The organism is Pseudomonas sp. HLT2-19-2 (genome assembly GCF_054898005.1).
The window spans coordinates 1,052,904-1,071,602 of sequence record NZ_CM142712.1; the positions used below are offsets into that span (position 1 = coordinate 1,052,904).

The 18,699-nt window shown below is 58.5% G+C and carries 17 protein-coding genes and 1 other RNA gene; 4 read left to right on the plus strand and 14 right to left on the minus strand.

Annotation, left to right across the window (positions count from 1 at the left end; all coding sequences use genetic code 11):
- Positions 1-8: 8 nt before the first annotated feature.
- The 12 genes from rimJ to ACYZTU_RS04885 all read right to left on the minus strand — a co-directional run bounded on the left by rimJ (position 9) and on the right by ACYZTU_RS04885 (position 14,200).
- Positions 9-596: a ribosomal protein S5-alanine N-acetyltransferase gene (gene rimJ / locus ACYZTU_RS04830; protein WP_461968418.1), complete on the minus strand. Its 588-nt coding sequence runs from the start codon at positions 594-596 to the stop codon at positions 9-11.
- Positions 597-654: 58 nt separating this feature from the next.
- A complete protein-coding gene (locus tag ACYZTU_RS04835; protein ID WP_461968420.1) occupies positions 655-1,677 on the minus strand; it encodes a sensor histidine kinase in 1,023 nt (340 codons plus the stop codon).
- A gap of 9 nt (positions 1,678-1,686) precedes the next feature.
- Positions 1,687-3,147 carry an ATPase domain-containing protein gene (locus ACYZTU_RS04840; RefSeq protein WP_461968422.1) on the minus strand — a complete coding sequence of 487 codons (1,461 nt, stop codon included), beginning with the start codon at positions 3,145-3,147 and terminating at the stop codon, positions 1,687-1,689.
- The gene (locus tag ACYZTU_RS04845) at positions 3,144-3,578 is read right to left on the minus strand and encodes a hypothetical protein (protein WP_461968424.1); all 435 of its coding nucleotides are present in this window, start codon (positions 3,576-3,578) and stop codon (positions 3,144-3,146) included. The genes ACYZTU_RS04840 and ACYZTU_RS04845 overlap by 4 nt, the downstream gene beginning before the upstream one ends.
- 250 nt (positions 3,579-3,828) lie before the next feature.
- A complete protein-coding gene (locus ACYZTU_RS04850) occupies positions 3,829-5,235 on the minus strand; it encodes a DUF2252 domain-containing protein (RefSeq protein WP_461968426.1) in 1,407 nt (468 codons plus the stop codon).
- A gap of 389 nt (positions 5,236-5,624) precedes the next feature.
- Positions 5,625-6,018: a transfer-messenger RNA gene (ssrA, locus tag ACYZTU_RS04855) on the minus strand.
- Between the two features lie 95 nt (positions 6,019-6,113).
- Entirely contained in the window at positions 6,114-6,392 is a 279-nt protein-coding gene (locus tag ACYZTU_RS04860) for a hypothetical protein (RefSeq protein WP_461968428.1), read from the minus strand.
- 213 nt (positions 6,393-6,605) lie between these two features.
- Positions 6,606-9,416, minus strand: coding sequence for an FAD-binding and (Fe-S)-binding domain-containing protein (locus ACYZTU_RS04865; RefSeq protein WP_461968430.1), 2,811 nt, complete (start codon positions 9,414-9,416; stop codon positions 6,606-6,608).
- A complete protein-coding gene (locus ACYZTU_RS04870) occupies positions 9,413-10,084 on the minus strand; it encodes a LutC/YkgG family protein (RefSeq protein WP_461968432.1) in 672 nt (223 codons plus the stop codon). Before ACYZTU_RS04870 ends, ACYZTU_RS04865 begins: the two co-directional genes overlap by 4 nt.
- Entirely contained in the window at positions 10,084-11,538 is a 1,455-nt protein-coding gene (locus ACYZTU_RS04875) for a LutB/LldF family L-lactate oxidation iron-sulfur protein (RefSeq protein ID WP_461968433.1), read from the minus strand. The genes ACYZTU_RS04870 and ACYZTU_RS04875 overlap by 1 nt, the downstream gene beginning before the upstream one ends.
- Positions 11,535-12,359 (minus strand): (Fe-S)-binding protein, encoded by an 825-nt coding sequence (locus ACYZTU_RS04880; RefSeq protein ID WP_461968435.1) that lies wholly within the window; start codon positions 12,357-12,359, stop codon positions 11,535-11,537. Before ACYZTU_RS04880 ends, ACYZTU_RS04875 begins: the two co-directional genes overlap by 4 nt.
- Positions 12,360-12,505: 146 nt before the next feature.
- On the minus strand, positions 12,506-14,200 hold the full coding sequence (locus ACYZTU_RS04885; RefSeq protein WP_449643150.1) for a lactate permease LctP family transporter: 1,695 nt from the start codon (positions 14,198-14,200) through the stop codon (positions 12,506-12,508).
- A gap of 261 nt (positions 14,201-14,461) precedes the next feature.
- On the opposite strand from ACYZTU_RS04885, the gene ACYZTU_RS04890 reads away from it, so the two are divergent.
- Positions 14,462-15,229 carry a GntR family transcriptional regulator gene (locus tag ACYZTU_RS04890; RefSeq protein WP_008149047.1) on the plus strand — a complete coding sequence of 256 codons (768 nt, stop codon included), beginning with the start codon at positions 14,462-14,464 and terminating at the stop codon, positions 15,227-15,229.
- A 68-nt stretch (positions 15,230-15,297) separates the two neighbouring features.
- On the opposite strand, the gene smpB is transcribed toward ACYZTU_RS04890, so the two are convergent.
- Positions 15,298-15,780 (minus strand): SsrA-binding protein SmpB, encoded by a 483-nt coding sequence (gene smpB / locus ACYZTU_RS04895; protein WP_076028704.1) that lies wholly within the window; start codon positions 15,778-15,780, stop codon positions 15,298-15,300.
- A 118-nt stretch (positions 15,781-15,898) separates the two neighbouring features.
- Here smpB and ACYZTU_RS04900 point away from each other — a divergent pair, with 118 nt between their 5' ends.
- The 3 genes from ACYZTU_RS04900 to ACYZTU_RS04910 are packed head-to-tail and all read left to right on the plus strand — an operon-like array spanning position 15,899 to position 18,051.
- Entirely contained in the window at positions 15,899-17,302 is a 1,404-nt protein-coding gene (locus ACYZTU_RS04900) for a sodium-dependent transporter (protein ID WP_461968436.1), read from the plus strand.
- 7 nt (positions 17,303-17,309) lie between these two features.
- Positions 17,310-17,744: a type II toxin-antitoxin system RatA family toxin gene (locus tag ACYZTU_RS04905; RefSeq protein ID WP_461968438.1), complete on the plus strand. Its 435-nt coding sequence runs from the start codon at positions 17,310-17,312 to the stop codon at positions 17,742-17,744.
- Positions 17,737-18,051 (plus strand): RnfH family protein, encoded by a 315-nt coding sequence (locus tag ACYZTU_RS04910; protein WP_461968440.1) that lies wholly within the window; start codon positions 17,737-17,739, stop codon positions 18,049-18,051. The genes ACYZTU_RS04905 and ACYZTU_RS04910 overlap by 8 nt, the downstream gene beginning before the upstream one ends.
- Positions 18,052-18,112: 61 nt before the next feature.
- Here ACYZTU_RS04910 and ACYZTU_RS04915 read toward each other — a convergent pair whose 3' ends face one another.
- Positions 18,113-18,640 carry an outer membrane protein assembly factor BamE gene (locus ACYZTU_RS04915; RefSeq protein ID WP_461968442.1) on the minus strand — a complete coding sequence of 176 codons (528 nt, stop codon included), beginning with the start codon at positions 18,638-18,640 and terminating at the stop codon, positions 18,113-18,115.
- Between the last annotated feature and the right edge of the window lie 59 nt (positions 18,641-18,699).

The window sequence follows — 18,699 nt, forward strand, 5'->3', positions numbered from 1 at the left end:
ACGATGTATTACGAGAGACGTCTGGACCAGCGCTGTTCCGGTGCTTCAAAGCGATCATTGATCAACGCCGTCAACACGTGATCCTGCCAGCGCCCGGCGATACTCAGGTAGGCCTTGGCGTAGCCTTCACGTTCAAATCCCAGACGCTCCAGCAACTGCGCACTGCGTTCATTGCCAGGGATGTAATTAGCCATGATCCGGTGCAGTTTCTGCTCATCGAACATGTAGCCGATTCCCGCTTCCAGTGCTTCCTGCATCAAGCCCTGGCCCTGATGAGATTCGTCGATGTGGTAACCGAGATAGCAGGCCTGAAACGCTCCGCGAGTGATGCTGCTGAAGTTGCAGGCGCCGATCATCTGGCCGTTGTCCGGATCCAGCAGCGCGAAATGCACGGCCAGGCCGGCCTGGAAAGCACTGGCTTGCACCTCAAGGCGCGGGCGGATGTGTTCAGGGCTGTGGTAATCGGCGGGGCGAATCGGCGACCACCGGGCGAGATGCCTCTGGTTGCGCCGGTAGAAGTCGCTTTCCAGCGTCGCCTGTTCAGGGTCGAGCACCGCCAGCGTCAAGCGTTTACAGGGCAGGGACAGCAGCGGCATAGGGCGCTCCGGTTCGCGGGGGATCGTCGCGCAAGCATTACGTGGCCTGCGGAAAAACTCAAATCGCCAGCGGTAACGTCACGATAAAGGTACTGCCCTTGCCGTCACCGTCGCTCATGCCGATGACCGTGCCGCCATGGGCTTCGACCAGCTCGCGAACCACCGTCAGGCCAATGCCAAGGCCTGCACCGTTGAAGCCGATCGCGTGAGCATCCTGCACAAACGGCTCGAAGATAAACGGCAGCGCCTTAGCGGAAATACCGATGCCGTCATCGCAAATGCGCATCTGCAGCACGTCGGCTTCAGCGCTCACCGACAGCGTGACATTGCCGCCCGATTGCGTGTATTTGGCCGCGTTGCCCAGCAGGTTTCCGAGAATCTGCGTGAGGCGTACCGGGTCACCCTCCACCGCCAACGCGCACTCGGGCAATTCAGCGGTGAAGTGCAAATGGTGAGCGGTCATCACCGGGCTGCACACGTCGATGGTCTGATGGATGATCTGCACCATGTCCACGATTTGGCAATCGAGGCGCAACTTGCCGGTGCTGGCGCGGGAGACGTCGAGCAAATCGTCCACCAGTCGCGACATGTGTTGCACCTGGTTTTCGATCAGTGCCTGCATGCGCGGCAATTCTTCACTGGGCACGCGCACCATGCGCCCGGCGATCATGCTGATGGGCGTCAGCGGGTTGCGTAATTCGTGGGCCACCAGGGTGAGGATGTTGCGTTGTTGTTCCAGGGTATGTTCGGCTGAGGCTTGCAGGTCTTGCGCGCTCAGGGCAGCGATCACCAACTGCGCGTTGGCTTCACGCATCTCCAGGAACAGCCGTTGTTCATCTTGCGTGCGTTTTGGTTTTTCTGCATCGGACTGCGCCAGCAAAATCGCCAGCACCAATTGCTGATTGGCCTCGATCAGTTGCTCGACCTGCTGGCTATCGACCAGCCGGGTATTGGCTTCGCTCAATTCTTTTTGCAGCGCCGCCAGCACCGCCCGTGCCTCAACAGTTTTCTGGCCGAGCAGGAAAAGTTCGCGAGCGGCAGTGGCCTTCGCTTCTTCGTTCTTGCTATCGGCCGTGCTCATGACCTTGACTCACGCATTGTCGTTTCCAAGGGACCGTTGGGTTGGCCGACCCCCGAGCAAACCTTCCTGCTCCGGTAACATCTCGCCGATATGCAAACCGTTATTGTCGATGTGGTACTGGCGCAACTCATCGGAGTGGGCGCTGGCCCGCACCTTGACCACGGCCATGATGCGCAGCAAACGGCTCTGCACTTCAATGTAGCGCTGAACGATGATTGCGTCGGTGAGAAATGCCGTGCCGTAAGGGCTGAAGCGCAGGTCGGTGTAGCGGTCTTCCAGCTCTGAGGTCATCAACACGCTGACCCCGGCACTCGTCAACGCAGTGACCATGCGCGACAGCGACTCGCGATAGTCTTTGCGGAAGGTCGGCGCGAGCGCCAGTTCAAAACCTGACAGCGAATCGATGACCACGCGGGTCGCTTTCAATCGGGTGATTTCGCTCAACAGTAAATGCACGATTTCGTCGATGGACAGGTCCGGGGCGCGGCTGTCCACCAGGCCGACCTGTCCGCTCTCGATCAGGCCCGAAAGGGTGGCGTTCTGGGAGTGATTAGGCCGTTGTTCAAACACCGCGATCACACCGGTTTCACCATTGCGCGCGCCCTCGGCGAGGAAGGTCCCCGCCAGAATGCTTTTACCCGAGCCCGACGGCCCGGCCACCAGCAAGGAATAACCACGGGGCAGGCCGCCGCCAAGCATCTCGTCGAGCTGTGGCACGCCCATTTTCAGGCGTCTGATCGGGAACTCCGGCGGAGCTTCAACCGGGTTGAGTGCCGCAGGCGCAAAGACCTTGATCCCCGACGTCGAGATGCGGAAGGTGTGCAGCCCTGGCAGCGTCGGCTGGCCGCGCATCTTCATGATTTCCATCTTGCGCACCATGGAGTTGCTCTGAACGCTCTGGCGCAGCCAGATCAGGCCGTCGGCCACGGTGAAAATCGGGTTGGTGTCGGTTTCGGTGAAATATTCGCCAATCAGGAAGGTCGTCGCCTGCCAGGAAGTCATTAACATGCCCAATTGCTGAACGAACTGCGGCAGGTTGTTGTTGGGGTTGTCCTGGGTCTGGCTGGCCAGCACCACCGAACGGAACGAGTCGACAAACACCAGTGACGGAGAGTGAGCCTCCACCTCGTTGACGATGCGCCGCAGCACTTCGTCCAGATTCCCGGCGAGGGTGTCGTCAGCCAGGTTGATGTAGCGGATCGACTGGTTGATCGCTTCGCTGTCGAAAAAATCGAATTGCTGCTGATAACGCAGCATCTTCAGCGGTGGCTCACCCAGTACGGTAAAGAACAGCGCCGGGCGCTCAGGTGTCGCCAGAGCGAACATCATCTGATGCGCCAGGGTGGTTTTGCCACAGCCAGGCGGGCCGGCGATCAGGTTGAACGAAAACTCCGGCAATCCACCGCCCAGCACCTCGTCCAGTCCTGGCACGCCGGTGGCCAGACGGTTGATAGTCACTTTGGTGCTCATGGCGAAATTTCCTGCGAAGGGGTGTCGCTCAAAGAAGGTTCCCACATGTCACGAAGCAAACGTTCGGTGAGCGAGGGCCCGATGAGCGTGGTCAGCAGCTCGTAAAAGGTAGTCAGTAACACTTCACCGAAAAACAGCGCATCGGCGTCGCTTTGCTCAACGATTACGGACTTGAGGGCAGTCAAATCCATGCCGGATGGCACTCTGTCATAGGTGCGCGCCAGACGCGGATGAGTGGAGGCGCACAGGTGGAGGCTGCGGCGATAAAGCGCTGCAACCCCTTGGTGGCCGATGATGGGCGTGAGGGCTACATCCATATCCCGCAAGGTTGAAATGATCGCCTGGGCGATCATTGCGATGTCAGCGTTGGGGCCAACACGGTGCGCCAGAGAAGCTACGATCTGGCGGCTCTCTTCGCTTAGCGTTGACATGGCTAACTGATATCTGATGGACAGAGCTAGATGGTACACCCTATGGGGTCGTTGCGAGTGATTTGCGTCAGAGGATTGCGGGAGGGCCTGAACCCCGATGAAAAAAAGCAACAGGCAAAAAAAAGCCCGCGGGAGGGCGGGCAAACCGTAGTTTTTTGAATGAGCGAGCGCAATGTACCCGCTGGTGAGAGGTTGTGGGGTGAAGAAAATTCATTTCGATGAGTCCGCCGCTTCACGCTCTGAAACACGCCTAAGGCAAATGATCAGCCGCAAAGTCCGCTTCCGAGCGCGCCCGCAAACGGCCCTTGCGGCAGGCCTGCTGGAATTGTTCGAAGTCGCGCTCATTCTGCGCGGTGTAGCTCTGCGCGTACTTGAATAGCGCGTCGGCCAGCGCATCGCCCTTGCCGATGTAGCCGCTGATCTGCGCGGCGTGCCCGGACGATTTGGCATGGGCGCGGGCCAGAGCGCGGCCACAAACGCGTCCGTAGGCGGCGAAGGTGTCCGCGTCGAACGTCTCGAGTTCAGCCGAGACTTTCATGTCGCGCAACTGACGCACATAGAAGTGTCGACCGCTGGGGCCGGTGGTCCAGCCGAGAAACAGGTCACTGGCCGCTTGCATCAGCCGCTGTCCATCGACCACGCGCTGACCGTTATGCCGCACACGGGACTTGGTCTTCACGTAACCGGCAAGCACCGAGCGACGTGCCTCCTTGAATTGCAGGAACAGCGGGTTTTCCTGGTCATCGGTCAGCAGCGCGACCAGGCAACGAGTGCCGACACTGCCCACACCGACCACTTTGAACGCCATGTCGTGGGCATGAAAACGCGACAACAGCTCGCGACGGTCGGCTTGCAGCGTGCCGGGATAGTCGCGCATGAACGCGTCGTAAAGCGGTCGCCAGTCCGACAGGCGCAGCCAGTCGTCGTCGGCATCCAGCAGCGTAGTGTTTTTGTGTAAATGGAAAATTTCCGGCAGATCATCGCGAATGATCAATCGGCTATGTGCGTCACGTTCACTGATTTTCGGCAGCAACTCGGCGTGAGTGCGCTGTTCTGCTTTCTCGATAGCTCGCTCTAAATGCTCCAGGGTCGTTTTGCTCGCTTGCTGGCGCAGGTCGTTGTAACTGATGGATTCGTACCAGGTTTCCAGGGTGCTTTGTTCGGCGCACTCGAGCATGGTCTGTTGGTAGGCGCCGACCACCTGGCGGCAGACCGTTTCTTCGACCGTGTCGCTATGGCGCAGATCGCGCGCTGCCACCACGAAACTTGCCACCAGCCGTTTCAAGTCCCACTCCCAAGGCCCGGGATGGGCTTCGTCGAAATCGGCGACGCTGAACAGCAGATTGCGTTCCGGCGTTGCGAAACCGCCGAAGTTCATCAGGTGACTGTCGCCGCAGATTGGCGAAACCAGGCCCATGCTGGATGTTCCGGCCAGATCGTGAGCCTGCAGCAGCGCGTTGCCGCGATAGAAGGTGAACGGCGACTCCAACATGCGCCCGTAACGCAACTCGACCAGCGACTTTATTCGGCCTTCACTGGACGATTTGATCAGCGGCAGCGGGTCACGATTTATCTTCCCCATGGACGCCTGCGAACTGCGGGAGCAGTTCTTGCGAGCGTCCTTGCCTTGCTTCAAACGGTCTTTGAGGGTGGTCATGGGGGCTCGTTTGGTGGGTGTTTTTCGGATGTTTCAGAGATGAGTGTAGAAGGGCTTCGTGTCTTCATCCGAAGTGTTTGGACATTGACCGTGAGGGCGAAAAAAAGGCACCTGCGATAGTCTCGTCAGGTGCCTTTTTTATTGGAGGGTGCAGCATCGACTTCCGATGCTCGTTTCGTTAGACCGCCGAAACTTGCAAATGCGCCGCCCAACCATGTGGCGACAGTGGCTCTGTGGCCGCTGGGTATTTTTGCATTGGTAGGGCTGGTCTCTTCGCGGACAAGCCCGCTTGTATGTTTAGACTTGAAAGGGGGGGGCGGAGGGGCATTGATTGTCGAACCCCAGATGCAGCGAAACCCGCACTGGGCGGGCTTCGTTGGTATCTCAATTGGTGGAGCCGGGGGGATTTGAACCCCCGTCCGCCAGTACTCCGCTGTCGGTACTACATGCGTAGCCGTGTCTATTAAGTTAACCCTCAGCGACCCGACGGGCAGGGTGCTTTGGGCGAGTTGTGTAAGTTTTAGCCGCTTCGTCCACAACGTACTGCACGGCGATTCTGTTCTATATGACAATCACTTTGGGTTTACAGACATCCCCTGATGATTGCTGGACCCGAAGGTACCAGGAGGGAAGGGCTAAGGCTGCTTACGCAGCGAGAGCGTATTCCCCGTAGGTTTCGTCATTGGCAACTATAGAAAGTTGCAACAGTGGATTTACGAGTTCTGTTACCAACTCGGCATGCACCTAAAGTTTCGCAACCGGCGTCGAATCCTAAACGGCCCCGAGCCTGTTGCTCTGTGAATCAAAGTGAGCAACAAGCCTGCGCAGTGTACGCCAACGTGGCAGAGAAGGCCAACCCGAAGGTTGGCCCGCCCGGTTTACTTGGCTGGCTCGCTGCCCAGTTTGTCCACACGGGACAACGCTTGAGTGGCTGAAGTGACGCATTTATCGTCATCACCGGCCTTTTGCGCCATTTCGGCATCCGCCTGCATGCGCTTGATATCCATCGTGGTGTTTTCGGACGTCGCCGGGAGCGTAGTGACTTTGTTCTTCAGCTCCTGAAGCTTCACTGTGCACAGGTTGGTGTCGGCTGCGAAAACGGGAGAGGCCAGCATTGCAACAGAAATAAACAAACCAGCAAGAGCGGTACGTTTCATGGGTATCTCCTTGAACTGATGGTCTCGGTGTTGCCGTATGAGCTGGCGGCTCGGCCGAGTCTTAATAAGCCACGTTCGTTGAGGCCTAATTAAATGACTACGGCGTTGCGCAGGAATTCGGTTTTTTCTTGAAAGGCTATGAAAAACTTGCTCGACGGCTGAGGGGTGCCCTAAAAAGGGGCGCGACGGCCCCTTTTCGCGGGTGAAAATGCGTCAGGCCAACTTGGCTTGGGTGACCCGATCCACCAGATAGACCAGCCCGTGATAGTCAATTCCACCGTGTTGCGTCAGACCGATCTCACAGGTGCGGCTGGTGGAAATCCCCTCGCTGCACTGTTGCACCGCATCCTTCAACGTCCTTAAAGAATGAGCGTTCAACTCCGGTGTTGTGAAACCCTTGTCTCCGGCAAAACCACAGCAGTGAATACCTTCGGGAATGACCACGTTTTTACTGCACTTGCGCGCCAGATCTATCAACGCCTGGCTCTCGCCCAAATGCTGGGTGCTACAGGTGACGTGCACCGCGATTGACGCTTCCTGCGGCGTGAAATCCAGTCGATCCATCAAATGCGTACGAATGAAACGCACAGGGTCGTACAAGTCCAGTCGCACTTCACCCAGGTCTTGAACCAGCCGTAACGTACACGGGCTGGTGTCGCAGTAGATCGGGTCGAGCCCGCCGCGACTGGCGTGCAGCAACGCGCCGATCAGTTCCTGGCGTTTGTGTTCGGCCTGTTCGGCATAGCCCTTGGAGGAGAACGGCTGACCACAGCAAAGGTTGTCCAGATTGTCCGGGAAGACCACTTGGTAACCGGCCTTTTCCAGCAGCCCACGGGTTTTGTCGTACAGCGACATTTGCTCTTTATCACCCGCCGCCGGGCCCATTGCCCGCGACACGCAGGCGGCCAGGTACACCACGCGAGGGCGTTCGTCCGACACGGTCGGGCTGAAGCGAATGGCTTTTTCCGGTTGCGGCATGGCGTTGGTCCATTGCGGGACCTGACCTTTGGATAAACGCGTCAACGTTGCCGAAAGCTTTGCCAATCGTGGCGCCCCCAACAGCATCCGCGCGCCGTTGGCCACGTGCAGGGTGAAACGTGCACCTTGCAGCGCAGTGGCGAAATTACCTTCCAGCCAATGGGCGGTTTTCGTATGAGTTGCCTTCTGGCCGCGGAGCTTTTTCACCAGCTCGCCGGTGTTGATGCCTACGGGGCAACGCTGCGCACAGAGGCCGGTGGCGGCGCAGGTTTCGATGCCTTGGTATTCGTAAGCGGCTTCGAGCTCGGTGGTGTCCACACCTGCACGTTTCTTCGCCTGAATATCACGCCAGATCACGATGCGCTGGCGCGGGCTCAGGGTCAGGCCTTTCGACGGGCAAACCGGTTCGCAGAACCCGCACTCGATGCACTTATCCACAATCTCGTCGGCGGCCGGCAACGGTTTCAGGTGTTTGAGATGGATCTGCGGATCCTCGCTGAGCACCACGTCCGGGTTGAGAATGCCGTTCGGGTCGAGCAGGCGTTTGAGCTGCCACATCAACCGGTAGGCATCGCTGCCCCATTCCAGTTCGACAAAGGGCGCCATGTTGCGACCGGTGCCGTGTTCAGCCTTCAGCGAACCACCAAACTCCACCGCCACCAACTGCGCGACGTCGTCCATGAACGCCTGATAGCGTGCGACTTCTTCCGGGTTGTTGAAGCCTTGGGTGAAGACGAAGTGCAGATTGCCTTCCAGGGCGTGTCCGAAAAGGATCGCTTCGTCGTAGTGATGTTTGTCGAACAACTCGATCAGCCGATTCACGCCGATGGCCAGTTGTTCCACTGGAAAGGTCACGTCTTCGATGATCACCGTGGTGCCGGTTTTACGCACGGCGCCGACGGCGGGGAAGGTGTCCTTGCGGATCGCCCAGAGGCGGGCGTTTTCCACCGGGTCTTCGGTGAAATCGACTTGTTTCTCCACCGGGAACGAGGACAGGGACGCCATGATTTGCGCCAGTTGTTCACGCAGTAAAGTGGTCGATGCGGCGCGGGATTCGATCAGCAAGGCGCAGGCATTGTTCGACAGATGCTGTACGAAAGCCGGCATGCCGGGTTTGTCCTGCACCGAACGCAGACTGCGCCGGTCCAACAGTTCCACGGCCGACACCGGTTGGCTTTTCAGCACGGTGACGGCGTTGCAGCAGGTTTCCACGTCCGCAAACACGATCAGCGCCGAGGCCTTGTTCGGGTGATCGATCACCGTGTCGTAAGTCACCGCGCTGATGAACCCGAGGGTGCCTTCGGAGCCCACCAGCAAGTGGCTCAAGATATCCACAGGTTCGTCGAAATCCACCAGGGCATTGAGTGACAGGCCGGTGGTATTTTTCAGACGGTATTTGTGGCGAATTTTTGCTGCCAGTTCGGCATTGGCGCGGGTCTCACGGCCCAGGCACGCCAGACGTTCAAGCAGCGAAGCGTGGCTCTCACGAAACGCGGCAATACTCGCCGCATCTTCGGTATCGAGACGGCTGCCGTCGGCCAGCACCAGACGAATGCCCGCCAACGTGTGATAAGTGTTTTGCGCCGTGCCGCAGCACATGCCGCTGGCATTGTTGGCGACGATGCCGCCGATTTTGCAGGCGTTTATCGAGGCCGGATCGGGACCGATCTTGCGTCCAAAGGGTGCCAGCCATGCGTTGGCCTGTGCGCCGATCACGCCCGGTTGCAGACGAATTTGTGTGCCTTGCCCGCGAATCTCGCGACCGTTCCAGTTATCCCCGAGGACGATCAATACCGAATCGCTGATGGCCTGGCCGGACAGGCTGGTGCCAGCGGCGCGGAACGTTACCGGGACTTGATCCCGTTGCGCCAGTTTCAGCAGCGCCACCACTTCATCTTCCGACTCGACACGGATCACCAGTTTCGGAATCAGCCGGTAGAAACTGGCGTCGGTGCCGAAGGCCAGGGTCGAAAGCGGATCGTCGAAACGTCGCTCTTGGGGAATCAGTTGCTGCGCATCTCGCAGAAAAGCTGCCGGTAGACTCATTGGTCCTCCAGGATCAGAACCACCAGGTCTTTCGGACCGTGCGCGCCGTAAGCCAGGACTTGCTCGATGTCAGCGGTTTTCGACGGGCCGGACACCAGCAAGGCGTTGGTCGGCAGGCCTTGGGCCCACTCGAATTCCTGCTGCACCTGATAGAAGTTGTCGCGGATTTCACTGGCCTTGAGCAGGGCGAAATGCACCGGCGGTACCAGACTCATCAGGCGCGGTTCTTCCCGCGTCGGCCAGAGAATCAGACTACCTGTCGCGGCGATTGCACCGAGGGTGGTGGTCAGGCTCGCCGGGGTGTCGTTGAACAGCTCGGCTTTCCATTCTTCAACCGGTCGGTCGTAGGCTTTGAGCGTGGGCAGGTCAGGATTTTTCGCCCAATGCTGAGTGACACGTTGACCGTGAGTTGTGGTCGGCGCGATCAACAGGCTCGGTATCGTACGATCCCGCAGTAACTGAGCCAGTAACTCTGGCCAGCCTTCGTCGGACGTCAGATGTATTTCGGTGTGCACCGCTTCCATCAATTTGCGCAGTTGCGGGATGCGTTGCTCAGCGGTGTAGGTGTACGGCGCTGTTACCAGTTCGACGTCGAATTCGTCAGGCACCGGTGTGGTGCCTGTCAGACTTTTGCGCAACTTGGCGAGGATATTTTGCTTGGCGCTCATCAGCGTTCTCCCTGTTTGGCCAGATGCTCGCGGGCCATGTCATGCAGTGAGCGGGCAGCGGGTTTCGGTGCGCTGTGGTTTTGCGTCCAAGGACCAACATTACTCGGTGCTAGGGCACGCAGGCGAGTGGCGAAGAAGCCGAACAGGCGATAGAGCGTTGGCGAGCTGTTGAGCTTGGCCCAGGCATTCCAGATAAAGCGTTCCTTGCGCGAATATTTGCTGCCTTGGCCGCGCATGACTTGATGCGGACTGTCCGGAGCCTTGACGTTCTCCTCCCGCAGGCGACGCAGCAGTGCCGGGATTGGAATTTTTACCGGACAGACTTCGCCGCAAGCGCCGCACAACGACGAGGCGCTCGGGTGGTCCGGGACTTTCGCCAGACCGACCATGTGCGGGGTGACGATTTTTCCGATAGGCCCAGGGTAAACCTCCCCATAGGCGTGGCCGCCGATTCGGGTGTAAACCGGGCAATGGTTCATACACGCGCCGCAGCGGATACAGTTCAGGGTCTGACGCAATTCGCTGTCGGCGAAGGCTTGGCTACGACCGTTGTCGAGCAATACCAGGTGCACTTCCTGAGGGCCGTCGAGTTCATGCTCCTTGCGTGGGCCGGAGATCATGTTGACGTAGGTGGTGATCGGCTGGCCGAGTGCCGAGCGGGTCAGCAGAGACAAAAGCGGCACCACGTCGCGCAGGTTTTCCACGACTTTTTCGATGCCGGTGACGGCGATGTGCACTGGCGGCACCGTAGTGGTCATCCGTCCGTTGCCTTCGTTTTCCACCAGCAGCAAGGTGCCGGTTTCGGCCACGGCGAAGTTGACGCCGGAGACGCCGATGTCCGCTTCGAAGAATTTCTGCCGCAAGACTTTGCGACCGATCTGAATGAGTTGGTCAACGTCCTTGGTGTATTCCACGCCAAGTTTGTCGTGGAACAAGGACGCGACCTGACCGGCATTCTTGTGGATCGCCGGCATAATAATGTGTGAAGGCTTCTCGTGGTCGAGCTGGACGATGTACTCGCCCATGTCCGATTCCAGGCATTCAATGCCCTGTTCAGCGAGGAAGTGATTCATTTCCATCTCTTCGCTGACCATCGATTTGCCCTTGATCACTTGCCGCCCCTCGTGAGCGCGGATGATCGAGAGGACGATGCCATTGGCCTCGTCCACCGTTTCCGCCCAGTGCACTGTCACACCGTTGCGGGTCAGGTTCTGTTCAAGCTGCTCGAGCAGGTCGGGCAACTTGGATAACGCACGGGCGCGGACAGCATTGCCCAGCGCTCGCAAATGTTCTCTTTCGTGGGCATCGCTGAAGGACGCTGCCCGTTTTGTCATTAGCGAATCCATCGCCGTGCGAAAGTTATTTCGCAGTTGCTTGTCACCCAACGCCTTATGAGCCCGGGTGCGAAAATCTTCTTCTACGGCAACCGTAGGAATAATCGCGGAAGCGTTCATAGAACACCTCCGGTTCGCTGCCAAAGGAAACTGGCCAAGTGTTGGCCGCGCAACGCTTCCTTCTGTTTCTCCAGCGAGCCGTTGATGTTCATCAGGCAGCCACAGTCGGCACTCAGTACCTTGTGCGCGCCGGATTCCTTCAACGACCGGGTCTTGTCAGCCACCATCGCGCCGGAAATGTCTGGCATACGGACGCTGAAAGTCCCACCGAAGCCACAGCATTCACTTTCATGGCTATGGTCGACTCGCTCCACATTACTCAGCTGCGCCAATAACTCACGGCCGTGCAAATGGGTGTTCATCTCACGACGTGCCGAACACGAGGTGTGCAGCGCCACTTTTACCGGTGTGCCGCTGTCCTTGAGCTGCACCTTGCAGACAAACAACAGGAACTCAGCCAACTCGTAGGTCCGGGCGGCCAGAGCCTGAACCTGTTTCAGCGTTTGCGGCTCATCCTTGAACAAATCGGCATAGTGTTCGCGCAACATGCCGGCACACGATCCTGACGGCACCACCACCGGATAATCCCCGCCAAACAACGCCAGTTGCGAGCGCGCCACGGTCCTTGCCTGCTCGGTGTAACCCGAGGTGTAGGCCGGTTGCCCGCAGCAGCTTTGCCCTTGCGGGTACTCGACACGAATGCCTTCGCGTTCCAGCAGATGAATCGCATCCATCCCGGCTTCCGGGTAGAACAAATCCACCACGCAGGTTCCGAACAGGTAGACCCGTGACGGTTTTTTGCTGGGGTATTGCCGAGGCTCGGGCAGTGGCGGGGCGACGCGGGTCGCGTTCGGCACAGCGTTATAAAATTGCTCGCTCATCAGGCGTGTCTCTCGGCCGGTTATCCGTCCGTTGAGGCTGCTGAATATAGAGAGGGAAGCTTTCAGCAGCCTTACAGACCGGGGTGTGAATAGCTGACGCCGGAATCGTGGTCCAGCGTCGGTTTTTTCCGTGCTGCTTGTAGGTCTTAGTGCACCAGCATGCCGGTGAACCAATAGGCCTGAGCCAGGGTGATCAGGCCGACGATCGTTGCAAAGAACAGGCTGTGCTTGAGGGTGAAACGGAACAGATCCGATTCCTTGCCCACCAGACCAGTCGCTGCGCAGGCCACGGCGATCGATTGGGGCGAGATCATCTTGCCGGTCACGCCGCCGCTGGTGTTTGCCGCTACCAGCAAGGTGTCGCTGACACCGATCTGATGCGCAGTGGTCGCTTGCAACGAACCGAACAGCGCGTTGGACGATGTATCGGAACCGGTCAGGAATACGCCCAGCCAGCCGAGGAACGGCGAGAAGAACGGGAACGCTGCGCCGGTGCCTGCCAGCACCAGGGCCATGGTCGACGACATGCCCGAGAAGTTGGTGACGAAGGCAAACGCTAACACCATGCCGATGGACAGAATCGGCCAGCGCAGTTCGTAGAAGGTTTCTTTCAAAGTGGTCAGACCAATTCTGAGATTGATCTTCAGTACCAGCATCGAGATCAGCGCGGAGAAGAAGATCGCCGTGCCGGTCGCGGAAATCGGGTCGAGTTTGAACACCGCCGGAATAGCGGTCGGGGCGGCCACGATCGGTGCGACCTTGATCACCATTTGGTCCAGATGCGGGATCGCGAAGTTGAACACCCAGCTGTACATTGACCCGCCAGCGGCAAACATTGCCTTGAAGGGTTTCAGGGTCCAAATAGTGACCAGCACGGTGAGGATCAGGAACGGTGACCAGGCTTTGAGAATTTCACCAAGGCTGTAGGGCGAAGCCACGGTGCTGCGCGGCTGGCCGAAACCGCCGGCGCTGGCGCCGACCACGGAAGCCGAGACGGCGCCGACGATGTGTTGCCCTGCGGCGCGCTTTGGCTGCCAGACTTTCAGGAACAGCGTCAGGGAGATCAGACTGGCCAAGGCCGAGGTGATGTCCGGCAGTTCCGGCCCGATGAAGTTCGAGGTGAAGTACTGGGTGACGGCAAAGCTCAGGCCGGCGACCAGTGCTGCCGGCCAGGTTTCCCGCACGCCGCGCAGGCCATCCATCATGAACACCAGCCAGAACGGCACGAACAACGACAGCAGCGGTAGTTGGCGACCGGTCATGGCGCCGATCTTGAAGGCGTCGATTCCGGTCACTTGCCCGGCGACGATGATCGGTATCCCCAAGGCGCCGAAGGCAACCGGCGCGGTGTTGGCGATCAAGCACAGGCCGGCGGCGTACAGCGGGTTAAAGCCCAGTCCTACAAGCAGTGCGGCGGTAATCGCTACCGGCGCACCGAAGCCGGCTGCACCTTCCAGGAAGGCACCGAAGCAAAAGCCGATCAGCAGCACTTGCAGGCGCTGGTCGTCGGTGATCGACAGCACTGAGCTGCGGATCACTTCGAACTGACCACTCTTGACCGTCAGTTTGTAGAGGAACACCGCCGCCACGATGATCCAGGCAATCGGCCACAGACCGTAGGCGAAGCCATAGCCGGCGGCGGCGAAGGCCATGTCGACCGGCATCTGGAAGGCGAAGATCGCCACAGCAATGGACAAGGCCAGCGTGATGCTGCCGGCCACGTGCCCCTTGAGCCGGAACACGGCCAATGCCAGGAAAAAAAACACGATGGGGATAACGGCCGCGAGCGCGGACACGCCGAGACTGCCGAGCGGGGAATAGAGCTGTTGCCAGGTTTGCATATGGGGTGGCCCCTAATTGTTGTTGGTCAGGCACTGGTCAGTGTTCTTGGATAATTGGTAATACCAATTTACAATCACTGTTGGCTAGGGTAAAAGCCTTGTAGGCGGCATGTCAATTTGACGTTCTAAAACTTTTGTCGAATAAGCGGTGCAGAGGGCATCTGGTCCGCTCGACAAAATGCCGTCTGGTAGGTGCTGGCATAGCGCTGATAGGCCAGAATAGAGAGCCCGGCGAGTCGTCGGATCGTGGAGAATGGAATTATGGGGTTTGATCAAATTCGTCAGCGCCGTTTGTCTGACGATATTGTCGAGCAGCTCGAGGGGATGATCCTCGAGGGCACGCTGAAGGCGGGTGAGCGCTTGCCGGCCGAACGTGCGTTGGCCGAGCAGTTCGGCGTGTCACGCCCGTCGTTGCGCGAAGCGATTCAGAAACTGGCGGCCAAGGGCTTACTGGTCAGTCGCCAGGGTGGCGGCAATTACGTGGTGGAGTCGCTGGGGTCAACCTTCAGTGATCCGCTGCTGCATCTGTTGGAAAGCAATCCTGAAGCGCAGCGCGATCTACTGGAATTTCGCCACACCCTGGAAGCCTCCTGCGCCTATTACGCAGCCATGCGCGCTACGGACGTTGACCGCGAGCGGTTGACCGCGGCCTTCAACGAATTGCAGGACTGCTATACGCGTCATGATGAAGTGAGCCGTGCGGAAGAGGGCGCGGCGGATGCGAAATTCCATCTGGCGATTGCTGAAGCCAGTCACAACGCGGTGTTGCTGCACACCATTCGTGGGTTGTTCGACCTGCTCAAGCGCAACGTGGTGACCAATATCGGCGGGATGTACAAGCAGCGCACCGAAACCCGCGACATGCTCATCACCCAGCATCGTGAGTTGTACCTGGCGATTATCGAAGGAAGGGCAGAACAGGCGCGAGAAGTCTCCAGTCGACACATTTTGTACGTGCAGGAAGTGCTGGAAGAAGTGCGTCAGGAAGTGCAGCGCATGGCCCGGGCGGAGCGGCGCAAGGGGATGTAGGTCTGGGTGATGATCGTTCCCACGCGGACGGTTCGACGCCTCGACGTGGGAATGATCAAGGTGAAGGATTACTCTTCCTTGCCCTTGTTGCGCACCGCACGCTGCAACTCGCGACCGGCGTCGCGTTCGCGTTCGGTATCACGCTTGTCGTATTCCTTCTTGCCCTTGCCTAGAGCGATCTCGCACTTGACCATGTGCTTGCTCCAGTACCAGGACAGGCACACGCAGGCGTAACCTTTTTGCTGCACGGCGGTGGCCAGCTTTTCCAGCTCGCGCCGGTTGAGCAGCAACTTTCGGGTGCGGGTCGGATCAGCGATGACGTGGGTGCTGGCGGTCATCAGGGGCGTAATGTGGCTGCCGAGCAGCCAGGCTTCGCCATCCTTGAGCAGTACGTAACTGTCAACCAGTTGTAGCTTGCTTGCCCGCAGACTTTTTACTTCCCAGCCGGCCAGGACCAGACCAGCCTCGAACTTATGCTCGATGAAGTAATCGTGTCGCGCCTTTTTATTCTGCGCGATGGTCCCTGTTGGGTGTTTCTTCTGTTTAGCCATAGGGGCGGCATTATAGGGAGTTGCAAGCAAGTCGGCTACGGTGTCGCTACGTGCTTGAGCAGGTTGATTGAATCCCGGACAATGCGCCCTCTTTTTTTAACGCTTGGGCGTGATAACGATGTCGACAGACAAGGTTTCTGTCCACGGCAGTTGGGCTAGCCGCTGGGTCTTCATACTCGCCGCGACCGGTTCGGCCGTGGGCCTGGGTAGCATTTGGAAATTCCCGTACATGGTCGGCGTCTACGGCGGCGGCGCCTTCGTGCTGATGTTCCTGGCCTGTATCGCGCTGATCGGCGTGCCAGTCATGCTGGCCGAAACCCTGATCGGCCGTCGTGCCCGGCAGAGCCCGGCCAACGCCCTGAAGGTATTGGCGCTGGAAGCCGGGCATTCGGGTAAATGGTCCTGGGGCGCATTCGCCGGGATGATCACGGCGTTGCTGATCTTGTCTTTCTACAGTGTGGTCGGCGGCTGGTCGCTGGATTACATCATCAACATGGGCCGTGGGGACTTCCAGGGGGTGACGGCTGATCAGGTCGGCGCGTACTTTGGCAACGTTATCTCCGACCCATGGCGCCTGACACTTTGGCACACGATTTTCATGCTGCTGTCGGCCGTGGTCATCGCCAAGGGCGTGGTCGCCGGCCTGGAGCGCAGCCTGCGGATCATGATGCCGCTGCTGTTCGTGATGGTGATTGTTCTGCTGGGCTACAGCATGACCACCGGCCATTTCATGGAGGGCGTGCATTTTATGTTCGACTTCCACCCGGAAAAAGTACTCGACGGCTTGCTGCCCGCCATGGGACACGCGTTTTTTTCCCTGAGCGTAGGCGTCGGTTCGATCATGATCTACGGCGCCTACATGCCAAAGAATTCATCGATTTCCGGCACCATCGTCGGCGTGGCACTGCTCGATACCTTCGTTTCCCTGGTGGCGGGTCTAGCATTGTTTCCGATTGTGTTTGCCGCGGGCCTGAACCCGAGCGAAGGCCCTGGCCTGATGTTCGTCAGCCTGCCCTTTGCCTTTGGTAACGTAGCGTTCGGACAGTTGATGGGCGTAGTGTTCTTCGTGCTAGTAGCGATTGCCGCGTGGAGTTCGGCGATTTCCTTGCTCGAACCGATGGTGGCTTACTTGGTTGAGCGCACGAAAGTCAGCCGCGCGTGGGTCACCTTCTGGCTGGCATTCACCTGCTGGTTCGTCGGTCTGGGCACGGTGTTCTCCTTCAATATTTGGAAGGAAGCCAAATTTTTCGTGAACGAAGGCGATTTGTTCCACCTCTATCAGTGGGGCGCGGCCGGAGGCCTGGATTTCTTTGGTGTGATCGATTTCTTCACCTCGCGGATCATGTTGCCACTCGGTGGTTTGTGTTTCGTGGTGTTTGCAGGCTGGGTGATGGGCCGTGAAGCGGTACGCGACGAGTTGTCGATCCGCAACCCTGCGTTGTTCGCCTTGTCCCTGTTCTTGATGCGCTATGTGGCGCCCATCGGCATTCTTGTAGTGTTTGCCGCCCAGCTGTGGAAGTGACGCTGACATGACGACACACATTCAACGTTCGGCCTTGCTGCCGTACCCGGCGCAAGCGCTGTATGACCTGGTCAACGACGTGGCGCATTATCCGGAATTCCTGCCGTGGTGCTCGACGGCCGAAGTGCTGGAAAGCTCTCCTGAGCATATGCGCGCCAGCGTAGGCGTAGCCAAGGGTGGTCTCAGTCAGCATTTCGTGACTCGAAATACCTTGGTGCCCGGGCATTCGATCGAAATGAACCTCGAAAAGGGACCATTCAATCAGTTGCATGGCGTCTGGGTGTTCAAATCGTTGGGGGAGAAGGCCTGCAAGATCAGCCTGGACCTGTCGTTTGATTACGCCGGGCCGATTGTTCGCGCTACCTTGGGGCCGTTGTTCAATCAGGCGGCCAATACGCTGGTGGATGCCTTCTGCCAGCGTGCCAAACAGATGCATGGTTGAGACTGTGATCGACGTTGAGGTGGTCTATGCCGCCATTGATCGTCAGGTGCTCCTGTCGCTGACGGTGCCGGCAGGAACAACCGTGCGGGCGGCTTTGCTGATGTCAGGTGTCGGCGAGGCGTTTGCGGAGCTGGATCTGGCCGATTGCCCGGTAGGGATCTTCGGCAAAGTGGTCGCAGATCCAGACAATCATCCTGTCCAGGCAGGTGATCGCATCGAAATATACCGGCCATTGCTGGCTGATCCGAAAGAGGTTCGCCGGTTGCGTGCTGCCAAAGCTGCTGAGGCCAAAACCCGGAATCAGTGATTCGCTCAAATGCTGGACAATAAAAAACCCGGACTCGCCGGGTTTTTTATTGCGTCGCAAATTATTGCGGCGAGGTTTCCAGGGGTTCTGGAGTCGGGACAGGAACGGTTTCTACACCGTCGACGTCCTTCTGGATCTGATCCAGCAACGAACCTGGCTTGACCGGTTTTTCTGGTTTTGGCTTCTCGACGTTTTCTGCTGGCGCAGCAACTTCAGTGCCGCTGTCCTTGCCGAGAATGGCTTCGTCCCGGCTCACGCCTGGCATGAAATCACCAGAAAGGCTGACAAGTTGGTCATTAGGGTTGAAGATAACGCTAATGCGTTCCTGTTGGCGTTCACCACCACCTGGTTGCAGGCTATACAAGTAATCCCAGCGATCGGCATGGAACGTGTCAGTCAGCAGAGGGTTGCCCATGATAAACCGTACTTGCCGACGGGTCATTCCCGGGCGTAACTGGTCTATCATGTCCTGCGTGACGACATTGCCCTGCTGGATGTCGATTTTGTAAACCCCGGGGAATGAACAACCGGCGAGTGCGAGCAGTCCCACAAAGGTGAAACTGGTTAGCAAGAGCTTGGTGTTTTGCATCGGTGGGCGACTTCCACTATCTTGGCTGGGACAACGTAAACGCCGATCATACCCGCATT

Coding starts and splice junctions, on each gene's coding strand:
- rimJ (WP_461968418.1), bottom strand. CDS start 596: ATGCCGCTGCTGTCCCTGCCCTGTAAACGCTTGACGCTGGCGGTGCTC.
- ACYZTU_RS04835 (WP_461968420.1), bottom strand. CDS start 1,677: ATGAGCACGGCCGATAGCAAGAACGAAGAAGCGAAGGCCACTGCCGCT.
- ACYZTU_RS04840 (WP_461968422.1), bottom strand. CDS start 3,147: ATGAGCACCAAAGTGACTATCAACCGTCTGGCCACCGGCGTGCCAGGA.
- ACYZTU_RS04845 (WP_461968424.1), bottom strand. CDS start 3,578: ATGTCAACGCTAAGCGAAGAGAGCCGCCAGATCGTAGCTTCTCTGGCG.
- ACYZTU_RS04850 (WP_461968426.1), bottom strand. CDS start 5,235: ATGACCACCCTCAAAGACCGTTTGAAGCAAGGCAAGGACGCTCGCAAG.
- ACYZTU_RS04860 (WP_461968428.1), bottom strand. CDS start 6,392: ATGAAACGTACCGCTCTTGCTGGTTTGTTTATTTCTGTTGCAATGCTG.
- ACYZTU_RS04865 (WP_461968430.1), bottom strand. CDS start 9,416: ATGAGTCTACCGGCAGCTTTTCTGCGAGATGCGCAGCAACTGATTCCC.
- ACYZTU_RS04870 (WP_461968432.1), bottom strand. CDS start 10,084: ATGAGCGCCAAGCAAAATATCCTCGCCAAGTTGCGCAAAAGTCTGACA.
- ACYZTU_RS04875 (WP_461968433.1), bottom strand. CDS start 11,538: ATGAACGCTTCCGCGATTATTCCTACGGTTGCCGTAGAAGAAGATTTT.
- ACYZTU_RS04880 (WP_461968435.1), bottom strand. CDS start 12,359: ATGAGCGAGCAATTTTATAACGCTGTGCCGAACGCGACCCGCGTCGCC.
- ACYZTU_RS04885 (WP_449643150.1), bottom strand. CDS start 14,200: ATGCAAACCTGGCAACAGCTCTATTCCCCGCTCGGCAGTCTCGGCGTG.
- ACYZTU_RS04890 (WP_008149047.1), top strand. CDS start 14,462: ATGGGGTTTGATCAAATTCGTCAGCGCCGTTTGTCTGACGATATTGTC.
- smpB (WP_076028704.1), bottom strand. CDS start 15,780: ATGGCTAAACAGAAGAAACACCCAACAGGGACCATCGCGCAGAATAAA.
- ACYZTU_RS04900 (WP_461968436.1), top strand. CDS start 15,899: ATGTCGACAGACAAGGTTTCTGTCCACGGCAGTTGGGCTAGCCGCTGG.
- ACYZTU_RS04905 (WP_461968438.1), top strand. CDS start 17,310: ATGACGACACACATTCAACGTTCGGCCTTGCTGCCGTACCCGGCGCAA.
- ACYZTU_RS04910 (WP_461968440.1), top strand. CDS start 17,737: ATGGTTGAGACTGTGATCGACGTTGAGGTGGTCTATGCCGCCATTGAT.
- ACYZTU_RS04915 (WP_461968442.1), bottom strand. CDS start 18,640: ATGCAAAACACCAAGCTCTTGCTAACCAGTTTCACCTTTGTGGGACTG.